12 protein-coding genes are annotated in these 15,073 nt (G+C 39.6%); 9 read left to right on the top strand and 3 right to left on the bottom strand.

What is annotated here, in order from left to right:
- The first annotated feature begins 2 nt into the window (after window positions 1-2).
- The 4 genes from AADJ06_RS11455 to AADJ06_RS11440 all read left to right on the top strand — a co-directional run bounded on the left by AADJ06_RS11455 (window position 3) and on the right by AADJ06_RS11440 (window position 5,176).
- A complete protein-coding gene (locus AADJ06_RS11455; RefSeq protein ID WP_341226586.1) occupies window positions 3-1,520 on the top strand; it encodes a SusD/RagB family nutrient-binding outer membrane lipoprotein in 1,518 nt (505 codons plus the stop codon).
- A 187-nt stretch (window positions 1,521-1,707) separates the two neighbouring features.
- Window positions 1,708-2,634 (top strand): RraA family protein, encoded by a 927-nt coding sequence (locus AADJ06_RS11450; protein ID WP_341226585.1) that lies wholly within the window; start codon window positions 1,708-1,710, stop codon window positions 2,632-2,634.
- A 51-nt stretch (window positions 2,635-2,685) separates the two neighbouring features.
- Window positions 2,686-4,203, top strand: coding sequence for a mandelate racemase/muconate lactonizing enzyme family protein (locus AADJ06_RS11445; RefSeq protein ID WP_341226584.1), 1,518 nt, complete (start codon window positions 2,686-2,688; stop codon window positions 4,201-4,203).
- A 43-nt stretch (window positions 4,204-4,246) separates the two neighbouring features.
- Entirely contained in the window at window positions 4,247-5,176 is a 930-nt protein-coding gene (locus AADJ06_RS11440; RefSeq protein WP_341226583.1) for a bile acid:sodium symporter family protein, read from the top strand.
- A gap of 90 nt (window positions 5,177-5,266) precedes the next feature.
- Here AADJ06_RS11440 and AADJ06_RS11435 read toward each other — a convergent pair whose 3' ends face one another.
- From AADJ06_RS11435 to AADJ06_RS11425, 3 genes are read right to left on the bottom strand one after another with little or no spacing between them, the layout of a single operon-like run.
- Window positions 5,267-5,626: a phage holin family protein gene (locus AADJ06_RS11435; protein ID WP_341226582.1), complete on the bottom strand. Its 360-nt coding sequence runs from the start codon at window positions 5,624-5,626 to the stop codon at window positions 5,267-5,269.
- A 21-nt stretch (window positions 5,627-5,647) separates the two neighbouring features.
- Complete coding sequence (priA, locus tag AADJ06_RS11430) at window positions 5,648-8,134, bottom strand: primosomal protein N' (RefSeq protein ID WP_341226581.1); 2,487 nt, start codon at window positions 8,132-8,134, stop codon at window positions 5,648-5,650.
- Window positions 8,135-8,152: 18 nt separating this feature from the next.
- Complete coding sequence (locus AADJ06_RS11425; protein WP_341226580.1) at window positions 8,153-9,022, bottom strand: DMT family transporter; 870 nt, start codon at window positions 9,020-9,022, stop codon at window positions 8,153-8,155.
- Between the two features lie 132 nt (window positions 9,023-9,154).
- Between AADJ06_RS11425 and AADJ06_RS11420 the strand changes: the two genes are divergently transcribed.
- From AADJ06_RS11420 to AADJ06_RS11400, 5 genes are all read left to right on the top strand, one after another.
- On the top strand, window positions 9,155-11,047 hold the full coding sequence (locus tag AADJ06_RS11420) for a 3-coathanger stack domain-containing protein (protein WP_341226579.1): 1,893 nt from the start codon (window positions 9,155-9,157) through the stop codon (window positions 11,045-11,047).
- Between the two features lie 128 nt (window positions 11,048-11,175).
- A complete protein-coding gene (locus AADJ06_RS11415; protein ID WP_341226578.1) occupies window positions 11,176-12,972 on the top strand; it encodes an acyl-CoA dehydrogenase family protein in 1,797 nt (598 codons plus the stop codon).
- 235 nt (window positions 12,973-13,207) lie between these two features.
- Window positions 13,208-13,918, top strand: a complete 711-nt coding sequence (locus AADJ06_RS11410; protein ID WP_341226577.1) for an ATP-binding cassette domain-containing protein — start codon at window positions 13,208-13,210, stop codon at window positions 13,916-13,918.
- Window positions 13,919-13,920: 2 nt separating this feature from the next.
- Window positions 13,921-14,679: a HipA family kinase gene (locus AADJ06_RS11405; RefSeq protein WP_341226576.1), complete on the top strand. Its 759-nt coding sequence runs from the start codon at window positions 13,921-13,923 to the stop codon at window positions 14,677-14,679.
- Window positions 14,669-15,052 carry a DUF3037 domain-containing protein gene (locus AADJ06_RS11400; RefSeq protein ID WP_341226575.1) on the top strand — a complete coding sequence of 128 codons (384 nt, stop codon included), beginning with the start codon at window positions 14,669-14,671 and terminating at the stop codon, window positions 15,050-15,052. The genes AADJ06_RS11405 and AADJ06_RS11400 overlap by 11 nt, the downstream gene beginning before the upstream one ends.
- Window positions 15,053-15,073: the final 21 nt, after the last annotated feature.

Below are 15,073 nucleotides of genomic sequence, written 5' to 3'. Positions count from 1 at the left end.
TGATGAAAAAGATAACAAAATATATAATTCTTTCTTGGCTAGCCTTAAGCTTTACAGCCTGCGATAAGGGTTTTGACGAACTAAATATAAATAGCACGGCAGCTACCGCTATTGACCCTGCATTTATTCTGAATGACGCCATTCTTAACACTTCATTTAGCAGCTCCACTGCTATTTATGAAATGGGTGTAGTTCAGCAAATTATATCTCCGAACTCTGGAGTATTAACAGGAGCTAATTTTAATCAAGATAACAGAGCTCTCCTTGCTCCATTATGGCCTCAATATTATCAAAACGTAATAAGAAGCTCTACAGACGCAATATTACAAGCAACTGAAAAAGGCGATAGAAATAATCTAGTTCAAATGGCTAGAATATGGAAAGCCTACGCATTCATGGTTTTGACAGATACTTATGGTGATATCCCATACTTTGAAGCGGGAAAAGGTTTTACAGACCAAGTGGTACTACCTGTTTATGATACGCAAGAGGCTATTTATACCGACATCATAAAAGAACTTACCGAAGCATCGGCAGCATTAAGTAGTTCAGGAAAAGTAGAAAGTGCAGAAGTGATGTATGGTGGAGATGTAACTAAGTGGAAAAGACTTGGATATTCTCTTCTTCTAAGAGCTGGAATGAGGCTCAGTAATGTAGATGCCAGTAAAGCTCAATCTGTAGTTTCTGCTGCAGTAGCTGGTGGCCTAATGCAAAGCAATACAGATAACTGTGTCATAAAGCATGACCCTAACTATCAAAACCCAACCGTGGGTATGTTAAGCTCTACTGAGTCTAGTAACTTTTTTATCCCTGCAGCATTTATTAACCAGTTAAAAAGCACGTCTGACCCGAGACTGAAAAGTATTGCAGTTCGATATATTGGGGCGGCATCTGGTAATGGACAAACTTCAGATAAAGCTTCCATCAACCCTGCTGATCAAATAGGGATTCCGATGGGTCATGATAATTCTAGTATTCTACCAATAGCTGCTGCAGATGGTTTAGCAAGTTTCTATGCATATTCTCAAATAGATAGAACCAGAATGGCAAAAAATACAGCTCCAGGATACCTAGTAACTTATGCTCAAACTCAATTATTATTGGCCGAAGCTGCAGTAAAGGGATGGGTTAATGGCTCTGCCGAAACTTATTACAAAAACGGAATAGAAGCTCACATGATGCAATGCGGTGATCATGACGCCAACAGTGCAGTAGACCCTGCTGATATTGCCACATTTATTTCAGCAAACCCACTAGGAACTGATGCTTTGAAAGATATTGGAACCCAATACTGGATTGCTTCTTTCTTAAACGGACCTGAGGCTTTCGCCAATTTCAGAAGAACGGGTTACCCTACATTGGCACCAAACCCTTTCCCAAGAAAAGATATTTCAGGAGACTTCATTAATAGATTAACCTATCCAAACTCTGAAATATCTGTAAACGGAACCAATATCCAAGCAGCTATTACTAGACAAGGTCCAGACAATTTGGACACTAAAGTTTGGTGGGATAAATAACTTTCTCTACCCTTTTCAAAAGTCATGGGGTCTAACCTCATGGCTTTATTTTTTACAGTCTTTCTCAACACTAAACAATGTGTTCTTTTGGTCGATTAAAATAAGCTAATCAGCGTAAAAAGGCTGTTTTTTGAATAATTTTTTCGAAATTAAACACAATTTCAACCCTGAATAATTATATAAAAATATGAAGCAAATTAACTTATGCCTCACTCTATTTTGTGCACTTATTATTTTTAATGTAAATGCCCAACAAATAGAATGGACACCAGAGCAAATCAAAACTTTTACGGGCGACTATCAAGGTGAACGCTCCAAAGATGGAAGACCCCACGTCTCTGATGCTCTTATTAAAAGATTGGCCAATGTCTCTACCGAAGAAGCTTGGGGCTTTTTAAGAAACAAAGGTTATCATAACCAGTTTGACGCAGGCTGGGTCATTATTGGCGATAAGCCATTAGTAGGTCGCGTGGTTACTACCCAGTATATGCCTTCCCGTCCTGATATGGATGAAAAAATTAAAGCCAAAGGCAAACAAGAAAACCGCGTAGGTTCTCCAAATTCATGGCCTATTGATGTACTTCAAAACGGTGACGTTTATGTGGCTGATGGTTTCGGAAAAATTATTGACGGAACGCTAATTGGTGACAACCTAGCTAATGCTATTTATGCCAAATCTGGCAATGGTGTTGTATTTGACGCAGGTGCTAGAGATATAGAAGGCATCAGCAAAATTGACGGTTTTGTGGGTTTTGTCAGAGGTCTTGACCCATCTTATATTCAAGGTGTGATGATGACCTGCATAAACTGTCCTATCAGAATTGGTAGAGCTACAGTACTCCCTGGCGACCTAGTTTTAGGAAAAAAAGAAGGAGTAGTTTTTATACCTGCACAGTTTGCCGAAGACTTAATACTAAATTCTGAATTTACAGCTCTAAGAGATGAATTCGGTGTTTTAAGACTAAAAGATGGCACTTATACACCTGGGGAAATTGACATGAGGTGGTCAGAAAAAATCAAAACTGATTTCTTAGCCTGGATAAAAGCGAACCCTCAAAAACTTCAAATGACACCAAAGGAATTTGATGAATACATGAAAGAAAGAAACTGGTGATTTACTACTCCGTGACTTTTAAATAAAATTACAATTCAACCCTTATATAACATGAAAAATAATCTATTCGACAGATTTAAATTCAAAGGAGAGATTCCTTCTGGGCCAACGGTACATCAAGCCGACCAAACTGCTCAAAAATTAGCTTCTGAAAATGGCACTGAGCCAAACAAAGGCGACAACAGAAGAGACTTCATTAGAAAATCTGCTTTAGGAGGACTTTCCTTAGGCATGATGTTTAATGGTCAGCCAGATAAAGAAATAGAATTCCTTTCGCAAAAAGTGAAAAGGTCAAGCAGTCCTTCTGATCTAAAAATTACTGATTTGAGAATTGCCATCATTGACAAAGCTCCAATGACCTGTCCAATCATCAGAATTGACACCAATCAGGGCATATCTGGATACGGTGAAATAAGAGATGGTGCCAGTGCTAAGTACGGTCTCTTTCTTAAAAGTAAGCTACTTGGTAAAAACCCATGTAATCCTGAAATGCTTTTTAAAGAAATAAAGCAGTTTGGTGGGCACGGGCGTGCTGCTGGCGGCGTTTGTGGGGTAGAAATGGCATTGATGGATCTAGCTGGAAAGGCTTACGGAGTTCCTGCATTTCAAATGTTGGGCGGAAAATACCGCGACTATATCAGAATATATGGTGACACACCAACCGTGGCGGACCCAGTCATTTTTGCTCAAAAAATGAAAGAGCGTCAAGAATTAGGCCTTACTTTCTTAAAAATGGATTTTGGTGTAGGGCTTTTAAAAAATCATCCTGGGACGGTGGTAGGAGGAAATGCTTTTGACTATTCTCGTCAATGGGGAAACCCTCCAAAAATGAAAGGAAACGCCAGATCTTATGCCAACACTAAACACCCTTTCACTGGAATTCAAATTACCGATGAGGGTATTGAAATATTGGCAAACTATGTACATGAAGTAAGAAAAGCGGTAGGCTATGAAGTTCCTTTAGCAGCCGATCACTTTGGTCATTTTGGTGTCAATACTGCTATTAGAATAGGAAAAGCTATCGAAAAATATCAGCTAGCTTGGTTAGAAGACATGATTCCATGGTTTTATACTTCTCAGTGGAAACAAATTTCAGACGCCTTAGATACGCCTACACTTACCGGAGAAGACATTTTCCTTAAAGAAGAGTTTATTAAGCTGATTGACGCAAGAGCCGTTGATTTAGTACAGCCTGATTTGGCGAGTTCTGGAGGCTTGATTGAAACCAAAAAAATTGGCGATTATGCCGAAGAAAGAGGTATTCCGATGGCCATGCACTTTGCGGGCACACCCGTTTCTTTCATGGCAAATATCCACTGTGCTGCCGCTACAGAGAACTTTGTAGCACTAGAACATCATAGCTTTGATGTGCCATGGTGGGAAGATTTAGTAGGTGGAATTGATAAGCCAATCTATAAAGATGGTTTTGTGAAAGTTCCTGAAACCCCTGGCTTAGGTATAGACCTTAACGAAAAAGTAGTAAAAGAACATCTAAAAAGTGGCACCATGTATTTTGCCCCAACTACAGAATGGGATGAACTAGATAGCCATGATAGAACTTGGAGCTAAATTTTCATATCTTTTCACTTTAATAAGGCCCTAAAACTCTTTTATGAAAAATTATTTGTACACCATCGTCATCATTGTTTTGGTGATAATAGCTTACAACTTCCCCGAATACCTGATAGAAGTGGGCGGTATCAAACTAACAGTTTTGATAGTTCCTGTTTTGCAAATCATTATGTTTGGGATGGGAACCACCATCACTATTGATGATTTCTTAGGTATCTTGAAAACACCAAAGTTGGTTTTAATTGGCCTCTTTTTACAGTTTATGATTATGCCGCTCTGGGGCTTTGGTTTAACTCAAGTATTCAATTTTCCTCCTGAAATAGCGGCGGGAATGATTTTAATTGGTAGTAGCCCTAGTGGTTTGGCCTCTAATGTTATGTCACTTTTAGCAAAAGCAAACATAGCCCTTTCTATTACGCTTACCATTTTTGCTACCATGCTAGCTCCTATTCTTACACCTACTCTTATGCAGTGGCTAGGAGGCCAGTTTATAGAAATTGACTTCTGGGGTATGGTTTGGAGCATGTGTACAATCGTGGTTTTCCCTGTGGCCCTAGGTTTTCTACTTAATAAGTTTCTGCCAAAGCAAATACAAGCTGTTAAGAAAATTTTGCCTTTGTTCTCCATGGCAGGTATTGCCTATGTAATCACGGTGGTTACTGCCAAAGGTCAAGCTTCTTTAGCAGCTGTAGGTGCCTTATTATTTGTAGCTGTGGTGCTTCATAATTTGGGTGGCTACGCTTTCGGTTATGGTGCGGCTAAGCTATTTGGATTAAACAAGCGAGACGCCAGAACCATCTCTTTAGAAGTAGGAATGCAAAACGGCGGACTGGCATCTGCATTAGCATTAGAAATGGGAAAAGTAGCTACCGTAGGTTTAGCGGCTACTATTTTCGGACCATTGATGAATGTAACAGGTTCTATGCTCGCCAGCTGGTGGGGAAGAGACTCCAATCAAAAAGACCTATAAGAATGTAAATTTTAACCCTTTATTAATCAAAAACCCCGTTTGGCTCAATCACCAAATCGGGGTTTTTCTTTATTCACGAAGTAGGGCTTTTCAGCTATCCATAGCATCCATTTCTTTCTGAATGGTTTCGGTAATCATTTCTTTAATCTCCTTTTTCTTATTGAACACCACTGCGAGTGTAATTAGGAGCAGTACTAAAATGGTGAGATATCCAAAGGGTTCGCCTAGCCATACATTTAGGCCAAACGCCGCCATAATTAGCACAAAGACTAGTACCATAGAGCCTAAGACCATTAAGAGAATCGCGAAAATTAATTCGGCTACTCCTCGTTCAGCCTTTTCTTGAATCTCAATTTTCTTCAGTTCAAGCTTAGCCTCTATCAAACTAATGACACTGTCTTTAATCTCTCCAAGTTTAAACAAATCTCCTATGCTACTTTTTAGACTCATGATTTTATAAATATTTATAAATTAAACCACATCCACGGTCACCACAAACCTAACACTTTTAAACTCCTTCTGTGTATTGAGTTCTGTAATCTGCTCTCTTATAAATTTTTTGGTGGCGGCCATGTTTAGCTTATTTTTTTCAAGCTTTATCCAGACATCAAAAATGTATTGATTCCTGATACGCTCCACCATGCCTCTTTCTGGTCCTAAAACTCGCTGCGAACCTAGCTTTTCTTGTAGCATTTTCACCAACAAACCTGCGGCTTTATGGGAGACTGTTCTTTCTACATGTTTGGTAGATACGCTTATGATTCTTGAAAAAGGAGGATATCTAAAACCTTCCCGCTCCTTAATTTCGGCATAGTAAAAACCCTTATAATCTCCCTGCACCACATAACTCAAAACAGGATGCTCTGGGTCTCCGGTTTGAATAAGCACCTGTCCGGGCTTTTCTTTTCTTCCTGCCCTTCCACTTACTTGGGTTAGCATTTGATAAGCTCTTTCGGCCGACCTAAAGTCTGGAAAGTGAATCATTTTATCGGCATCAAAAACACCAACCAAACTCACATTATCAAAATCAAGGCCCTTAGAAATCATCTGAGTCCCTACCAGGATATCTACCTCACCTTCACTAAACTCATTGATGATTTTTTGATATGCATTCTTCGCCCTTGTGGTATCAAAATCCATTCTTAAAAGACCGGCTTCCGGAAAAATCTCTTGCAGGTCTTCTTCTATTTTTTGCGTACCTACGCCTTTTGATTTTATCTTTAAAGAGTTACAAACGGGGCATGTTTTAGGAAGGGTTTCAGTATGTCCGCAGTAATGACAAACCAGCGTATTTTCATACAAATGATGTGTCAAACTAACCGCACATTGATGGCATTTGCCTATCCAGTTACACTCTTCACAGTTTAAATAGGGTGCGTAGCCTCTTCTATTTTGAAAAACTATGGTTTGTTCACTTTTCTTAATTCTAGCTTGTATGGCCTCCAGCAAAACTTTACTAAAATCGCTTCTAACCGAATCGCTTTTACGCTCCGCCACCATATCAATTAGCTCTATGGACGGCAAGACGGCATCTCCAAATCGCTTATTTAGCTCTACTAGGCCATAGTTTTCATCTAAAGCTTGTGTATAAGATTCAAAAGAAGGCGTGGCTGAGCCGAGTAAAACTTTCGCATTTTGTTTATGTGCCAGCATAATGGCTACATCTCTGGCGTGGTAACGCGGAGCTGGGTCAAACTGCTTATAAGAAATCTCATGTTCCTCATCCACAATGATTAAACCCAAGTTTTTAAATGGAAGGAAAATAGACGACCGCACACCTACCACAAATTGGTACCTGCCAGACAACACACCCATGTAAACCTCTACACGTTCATTGTCAGAAAATTTAGAGTGATACACACCCATTTTATCGCCAAACACCTTTTGAAGCCTGCTCACTATCTGCGTGGTAAGAGCAATCTCAGGCAAAAGCATCAAAATTTGCGAACCGCTATCCAGCACCTTCTGAATAAGGTCAATGTATATTTCCGTTTTTCCGCTACCCGTAATACCATGAAAAAGAACCACCTGTTTTTCTGCAAAGGCATCCATGATGGCATCAGATGCCCCATTTTGATGCTCCGTTAAGCTGATTTCTTTCAGGCTGTCAGTGTCTATGCTGTCAAAACGAGAAACCGTGATTTCAAACTGTTCTAAAATACCCTTATCAATAAGTGTTTTTAAGGAAGAAGCAGAGTTTTCTGCCTCCTTGAAAAAGACTTTATCTATTCCGTGGAGGTTTTTTGACTCTATTTCATCTATAGAAATATGTCCAACATAAGTAAGAATCACTGCTTGCTGCTTTTCACTTTTACCTAGCTGGTCTATCAGTGAAAGCACTCCCCTTTTTGTAGCTAAAGAAGGTTTTAGCCTTATTTTTTTAATCTTTTTGGGGATATAACGCTCTTTTACCTCTTCATAAATAATAATGGCGTTTTTGTCAATAAGCTTTTTGACAAGTTTAGTCACGTCTATCTCATTGATAAACTTTGACAAATCGGCATAAGAAAGAGAATCATTTTCACCAATGATTTTCAATATCTCCACCTCCATTGGGTCCAGACTTTCCTCACGGTCAAAGTCTGGGTTAATTTGAATTCGAGATTCACTATTCACTTTGAGCCCAGAGGGCAAGCCCATGTTCATTACTTCGCCGGCATGGCACATATAATAGTCTGCCACCCACTTAAAAAGCCAAAGTTGATTGTCGGTTACTATGGGCTGCTCGTCCATTAATTCAGAAATGTACTTTGCCTTATATTTCTCTGGTGGCGTGCCGTGCACTTCAGAAATTATTCCTGTCAAAACACGGTTTCTGCCAAAAGGCACTATGACCCTACTCCCCTTTTTGACATACTCCGTAAAGTGACGCGGCACTCTATAAGTAAATGCCTGCGGAATGGGCACGGGCAGCAGCACATCCACAAAGAGCGTTTCGGTTGGAAATAATTCAGACATGGAAACAAAGATAAAATATCAGGACGCCTTTTTTGCCTGATAAGAGATAATTATCCCTGAAGTAATAACGAAGGCTATTCCTAAAAATGCTAAAGTGGAGGGCTTGGGGTCACCTAAAAATACGCCATAGATAACAGAGAAAACGATATTGCTATAACCTACCGCCGATATGGTTCCTGCTTTGCCAAAACTGAATGCTTTAGTTAAATAAATTTGACCAATCATGGCGGTAATACCCAAAATCAAAATCCAGAACCAGTCCGAACCATGTGGCTGAACATAGGCCGCCACCAGAAAATCTAAAGATGGTAATTCATAAAACTGACCCACCAACATGGAAACTATTGGTAATAAAATACCCGAAAGCATGAAAGAAAGGACAATACTCCTAGCATCATAATAGGCACTTAGCCCTCTAATACTCATGTAGGCAAAGGCAGTTAAAACGGCATTAGTAATACCAATAATATGGCTGCGAGCATCTGCCACTCCTCCTGACATTTGAGGAAGAAAAATGAAGCATATTCCGCCAAAACCGAGCAAAACGGCTAGCCATTCGTTTCTGCGGAGGCCTTCACCCGCTATAAAAACAGAAAACACGGCTATAAAAATAGGATAAGTTTGCTGATAGGTGATAGCTTCTGCTAGCCCAATTTGCGTAATACTATAAAAGAAAGTATAAAGAGCTACCGTGCCAATTAACCCTCTAAAAATGAGCAAGCCAGGTTTTCCACCTACCTGCACCAAAGGTCTTTTTAAAACAGAATAGCCTATGAAAACTACGCCAATAAGATTTCTGAAGAAAACGATTTCCACCGAACTGATAGAATCTTTTAAAATTCGCGTACATGCTCCTACGGAAGCAAAGCAAAAAGATGCAATGAGCATAAAAATGACCCCCTGTTTAACATTCTCTTGGTTCATGTGGGGCAAAAGTACGCTTCTCTATTGCCTTAAAATCAATTTCATGCGAAATATCTGAGAAAACAATTTACATCTTTTACTTTTGTACTACTGATTATGAAAAAACTCTTATTCTTTTGCTTTGGTCTACTGAGTGTTACCTCATCTATTGGGCAAATCTCATTGACGTTTCCTGTGGAAAGACAAATTTTTCAACGAAACAACTCAAACCAAGCTTATATTCAAATAAGTGGAAACTTCTCCGCCGAATATGATAGCATTACCGCTAAGGTGTTTCCTCGTGTAGTAGGACAAGGAACAGCCAGTGCCTGGCAAAAAGTAGACGAAAGAGACGGAAAGCCATATTTCTATGGTAAGATATTGGCTCAAGGTGGCTGGTATAAATTAGGTGTAAAAGCTTACAAAAATGGAGTTCAAATAGACTCCGTAGGAAGAAACCGAGTGGGCGTAGGAGAGGTTTTTGTAATTGCTGGGCAGTCAAATGCTACAGGGACAACCTCAACTTCAGGCGTAGGAATAGACTCGGATGAAGATCGCTCCAATGTAATGCGTTATTCGAACAAAACGAATGAATACAACAAACTGCCTATTGGTTATTCGCCCATGAACGCCGATAGTGTAGCTAGTGATTCTGTCTACATTGGACCTTTTCATAATGCTCCTTGGCACTGGGGAAAAGTCTCTGAAGATTTAGTAACTGCTTTGAATGTTCCTGTTCTTTTCTATGGAGCAGGTTTTGGAGGTACTCGAATACAACTCTGGGCGGAATCAGCACTTGGTCAACCCCTAACTAGTCCTGATTTCTTCATAAAGGAAGAGTTTCAGCACCCTTATGGAGCTTTAGCTTCAGTGATGAGGTTGTATACAAGTTTAACAGGAATACGTGCCGTTCTTTGGCACCAGGGAGAATCGGATAGTGGCACTCCTACCAATGATTATAAAGGCTGGCTTCAGACGATTGTCTCTAAAACAAGAGAACAAAGCGAGTACCCAAATTTATCATGGATGGTAGCACGAGCATCTTATAATGGTAGTGCTTATGGAAATGTTATTGCTGCTCAAAATTCAGTTATAAACGATGATGGAAACGTCTACGCTGGACCAGAAACAGATGATATTATAGGAGGAAGTAAACGGTCCGACAATGTTCATATGGACTTGCCAGCTGGCTTGTCTGAACACGCAACGGAATGGTATAACTATATAACTAGTGGCTTTTTAATTAGCTCAACTCCCATTTTAGCCTCAGACTTTATAGAATTAGATTTTACCTGTACTCCAGGAAGCCCGTCCACACCTATCACGCTTACCTCATCAGGAAGTTATGATAAATATGCTTGGTCAAATAGAGATAATACAGATAATGAAGCTTTAGGTAATACAAGCGACTACGGTGCAGATTATACTGCATTACCCCCATCAGGCTACAAACGCCTTAACTGGCAATATGATAGCACCAGCAGCATAACGGTTGGTACTGGGAAATATGCTTTAAATGTCAGGAAGGCCACCTCAGGAAAAGTGCTTTTTAGCCCAATCGTTGATTTAAATACTTTCACACTGCCTACTAATCCTAGTTTTGTGACTTCAGCTAGCCAAATCAGGTCAGGTGATACTTTGACACTTACAGGAAGTAACTGCAATGGCATATACACTTGGAGTACTGGTGCGGAAATAAACCCAGTTGCTTTATATCCAACTAGCACGGCAAATTATACACTAGCTTGTAAAACATTGCACTGTTTAAGTGCAGCTACCGCCGCACAAAGCGTTGTGGTTTCTTCTTGCTTTGCTAGTCCATTAAGTTTGACTGGTGGCGTAGTAAACACGCAAAATCCATATCAAACACAGCAAACGCTCCAGAGTATTCAAAAGCTCTCTCCATCTGGAAAAATCAACTACTCTGCCAACGAATCTGTTTTGCTAAACCCAGGTTTTGAAGCAAAATCTGGTGCAGTCTTTAAAGCTACCATAGAAAACTGCCCTTAAATTAAGTCTAAGAATTATTTAATTTTTCATATAGTATGCTTGCATACTATTATTTATTTGTTTTATATTTGCAATGGTATGCAAGCATACTATTATTTCGACAGATAACATTTCAATTCTATAATTCTATGACAGCGGTATCAGAAAAAGCGTCTTTAAAAGGTGGCGAGTTTTTAATAAAAGAGACATCTGCACAAGATGTGTTCATTCCAGAAGAATTTAACGAAGAACAGCGTATGATTGCTGAAACTTGTATGGACTTCTTAAAAACGGAAATACACCCAATTTTAGATGAAATAGACGAGGCTAAATCTCCTGAATTAATGTCTACACTTATGGACAAAGCCGGAGAGCTTGGCCTTTTAGGAACAGCTGTTCCTGAAGAGTATGACGGTTTCGGAATGGATTTTAACACTTCAATGCTAGTAGCAGAGGTTTTAGGAAACGGCCACTCTTTCTCCGTAGCTCAGTCAGCTCATACGGGTATTGGAACACTTCCAATTCTATATTACGGAAGCGAGGAGCAAAAGAAAAAATATTTACCAAACTTAGCCACCGGAGTATGGAAAGCGGCCTATTGTTTAACTGAGCCAGATTCTGGTTCGGACGCTAATTCAGGAAAAACTAAAGCGGAGTTAAGTGCCGATGGCAAAACTTATAAAATAAACGGTCAAAAAATGTGGATCACCAATGGTGGTTTTGCAGATGTGTTTATTGTTTTTGCCAAAATAGAAGACGACAAAAACCTTACGGCTTTTATTGTTGAAAAGACACATGGTGGCATTACCATGAACGAGCCTGAGAAAAAACTAGGTATTAAGGGCTCTGATACGCGTCAAGTATTCTTTAACGACTGTGTGGTGCCAGCAGAAAACATGCTTTCTGCAAGACAAAACGGCTTTAAAATAGCAGTAAACATCCTTAATATTGGTCGTATCAAATTAGGTATAGCTGCTGTAGGAGGTTCAAAAGGAATCATCAACAAATCTTTAAACTATGCCAATGAGCGTAAGCAGTTTGGTATTTCTATTGGTCGTTTTGGTGCCATAAAGCATAAATTAGGTGAGATGGCTACGCAGATTTGGGTTTCCGAAACTGCATGTTATAGAGCGGGTCAAAACATTGATGACTTAATTATCACTTTTAAAGAAGCTGGTAAAACTGACGCCGAAGCCAAACTAAGTGCTTTAGAGCAGTTTGCTATTGAGTGTGCTATTTTGAAAGTACATGGTTCTGAGGTTTTAGACTACGTAGCAGACGAAGGCGTTCAGATTTTTGGAGGAATGGGCTACTCAGCTGATGCTCCCGTAGAAAGAGCTTATAGAGACTCTAGAATCAACAGAATTTTTGAAGGAACCAACGAGATTAACCGTCTGCTAACAGTAGATATGCTCCTTAAGCGTGCCATGAAAGGTGAAATGGACTTAATGGGTCCGGCTCAAGAAGTAGCTAAAGAAATTATGTCGGTTCCATCTTTTGGAGGAGACGATGACGGTGAATTTGCCAAAGAAAAGAAAGTGGTTAAGAACCTTAAGAAAGCTGTTTTAATGATAGCTGGAGCAGCTGTTCAGAAGTTCATGATGAAGCTTTCTCATGAGCAAGAAATCTTAATGAACGTAGCCGATATGATTATCGAGGTTTATGCTGCGGAGTCGGCCATACTTAGAGTAGAAAAGAAAATGAGCACTGCCGGAGAAGACGCAGTAAGCTTAGAAAAAGATATGATGATGCTTAACCTACATAAAGCAGTGAATAAATCTAATGCTGCTGGTAGAGACGCCATCCAATCATTTGCCGAAGGGGACGAACTAAGAGTTATGTTAATGGGACTGAAGAGGTTTACCAAAATTGACCCATTTAATGTGAAAGATGCAAGAAGAAGAGTGGCTGATGCCATGCTTGAAGAGAACAAGTACATCTTCTAAAAAATTTACCCCTTTTATAATATTTACAATACTTCAACAAACACAAAAAACCAGAAACCGTCCCGCCATTTGGCAGGGCGGTTTTTACTTTGTTAGCTTAAATCTAAGAGTAGATGTCCCGTAGGGACATGATATGGGTAGCGATGGGTGGAACCCGTCGTTATAATTTTAAGCCAATTATCAGATTACAACGAAATAATTTATGTTAATTTCGTTTTTCTAAAAAAGTGTATTTATGTCAATATCCATTAAAAACCTAAGCAAAACCTACGGTACTCAAAAAGCCATTGATAGCATTAGTTTTGATATCAAAAAAGGTGAAATAGTAGGTTTCCTTGGGCCAAATGGTGCAGGAAAAAGCACTACCATGAAAATACTTACGGGCTATCTTGATGCCAGTGAGGGAGATGCATTTGTCAATGATTATTCACTAAAATCACAAGCCAAACTAGCACAAAGTTCCATAGGCTATTTACCAGAGCATAATCCTCTTTACTTAGAAATGTATATCCGAGAGTTTTTGGAGTTTGCAGGTTCTTTATACGGAATGGGAGGTAAAGCTTTAAAAAATAGAGTAGCAGAGCTCATTGACATGGTAGGCCTTGACCGAGAGAAGCACAAAAAAATAGGACAGCTATCAAAAGGATACAGGCAGCGTGTAGGTTTAGCACAAGCCTTAATTCATGACCCAGAAATACTTATTTTAGATGAACCTACCACCGGACTAGACCCAAACCAGTTAAGTGAAATCAGAAACTTGATTAAAACGGTAGGAAAAGATAAAACCGTAATTTTTAGTACCCACATTATGCAGGAAGTAGAATCCATATGCGAACGCGTGATAGTGCTAAATCAAGGCAAAATAGTGGCAGACGAGAGTATTGATACTTTTAAAAGTATGGGAGAAAGCATGGAGGCCACTTTTCAAAAGCTTACACAACCTTAAGGATGATTGAAATAAGGAATGTTCATATTGACCGCTATGTGACGCCCCTAAGAGAGGGTGGCTCTTTGCCAGCCATAGTAGATGCCGACGACGGCTTTATGTATGTACTTAAGTTTCGTGGAGCGGGTCAAGGTTGTAAAGCACTCATTGCCGACTTGATTGGTGGAGAAATAGCTAGAGCCGCAGGTTTAAGAATGCCCGAAATGGTTTTTGGCGACTTGCCAGAAGGTTATGGCAGAACCGAAGCAGATGAAGAAATTCAGGACTTATTAAAATGGAGTGTAGGCTTAAATCTTGGTGTTCATTATTTAAAAGGTTCTATAACTTTTGATGCTGTAGTAAATACCGTAGACCCAGAAACAGCTTCTAAAATTCTTTGGTTAGATGCCTTTTTGATGAATATTGATCGTACTGCAAGAAACACCAATATGCTGATGTGGAAAAGTGAGCTTTGGCTCATTGATCACGGAGCATCATTATACTTTCATCATAATCCAGAAAATTGGAAGGAACAAAGCGAAAAACCTTTTGTACTTATCAAAGACCACGTTCTTTTAAAAAGTGCCTCTAAGCTAGCAGAAGTCAATGATTTCATGCTTGAAAAGATAAGCCCAGAACTTTTAGAAGAGGTAGTTAGTGTTATCCCAGAAGACTGGCTAGCATCAGACGAAAACCTTAGTAGAGAACTTTACTTGGACTTTCTTTTAAACAGAAGAAAGCATTCCGACGTATTCTTAAAACACGCCATTGATGCCAGATAAACACCTTTACGAATATGCCGTATTGAAGTTAATCCCCTGTGTAGACCGTGGTGAGTCTATCAATATTGGCGTGGTTTTATATTGCAAATCGAAACGGTTTCTAGATTTTAAGTACCATCTAGACACTGACCGCTTAAAAGCTTTCAGCAAAAACATTAGCCTCAGAGAGCTTCAGGAACACCTTCAGTCTTTCGAAAAAATATGTAAAGGAACCCCTGATTCAGGTCTAATAGGTGAACAAGAGCAAGCATCAAGGTTTAGATGGCTTACAGCAAGACGCAGCACCATCATCCAAGCATCTGAGGTACATCCTGGCTACTGCCATGAACCCTCAGAGGCTATTAAAAAGATTTATACCAAAATGGTGATGTAAATAACTTAACCTTTCTAAGAA

The sequence above is a fragment of the uncultured Arcticibacterium sp. genome, assembly GCF_964021845.1.
GTDB lineage: Bacteria > Bacteroidota > Bacteroidia > Cytophagales > Spirosomataceae > Arcticibacterium.
Note: the sequence above shows the minus strand (reverse complement) of the source record. Positions and strands in the feature narration are given on the sequence as shown.

Coding starts and splice junctions, on each gene's coding strand:
- AADJ06_RS11410 (WP_341226577.1), top strand. CDS start 13,208: ATGTCAATATCCATTAAAAACCTAAGCAAAACCTACGGTACTCAAAAA.
- AADJ06_RS11445 (WP_341226584.1), top strand. CDS start 2,686: ATGAAAAATAATCTATTCGACAGATTTAAATTCAAAGGAGAGATTCCT.
- AADJ06_RS11440 (WP_341226583.1), top strand. CDS start 4,247: ATGAAAAATTATTTGTACACCATCGTCATCATTGTTTTGGTGATAATA.
- AADJ06_RS11405 (WP_341226576.1), top strand. CDS start 13,921: ATGATTGAAATAAGGAATGTTCATATTGACCGCTATGTGACGCCCCTA.
- AADJ06_RS11400 (WP_341226575.1), top strand. CDS start 14,669: ATGCCAGATAAACACCTTTACGAATATGCCGTATTGAAGTTAATCCCC.
- AADJ06_RS11450 (WP_341226585.1), top strand. CDS start 1,708: ATGAAGCAAATTAACTTATGCCTCACTCTATTTTGTGCACTTATTATT.
- AADJ06_RS11425 (WP_341226580.1), bottom strand. CDS start 9,022: ATGCTCATTGCATCTTTTTGCTTTGCTTCCGTAGGAGCATGTACGCGA.
- AADJ06_RS11415 (WP_341226578.1), top strand. CDS start 11,176: ATGACAGCGGTATCAGAAAAAGCGTCTTTAAAAGGTGGCGAGTTTTTA.
- priA (WP_341226581.1), bottom strand. CDS start 8,134: ATGTCTGAATTATTTCCAACCGAAACGCTCTTTGTGGATGTGCTGCTG.
- AADJ06_RS11420 (WP_341226579.1), top strand. CDS start 9,155: ATGAAAAAACTCTTATTCTTTTGCTTTGGTCTACTGAGTGTTACCTCA.
- AADJ06_RS11455 (WP_341226586.1), top strand. CDS start 3: ATGAAAAAGATAACAAAATATATAATTCTTTCTTGGCTAGCCTTAAGC.
- AADJ06_RS11435 (WP_341226582.1), bottom strand. CDS start 5,626: ATGAGTCTAAAAAGTAGCATAGGAGATTTGTTTAAACTTGGAGAGATT.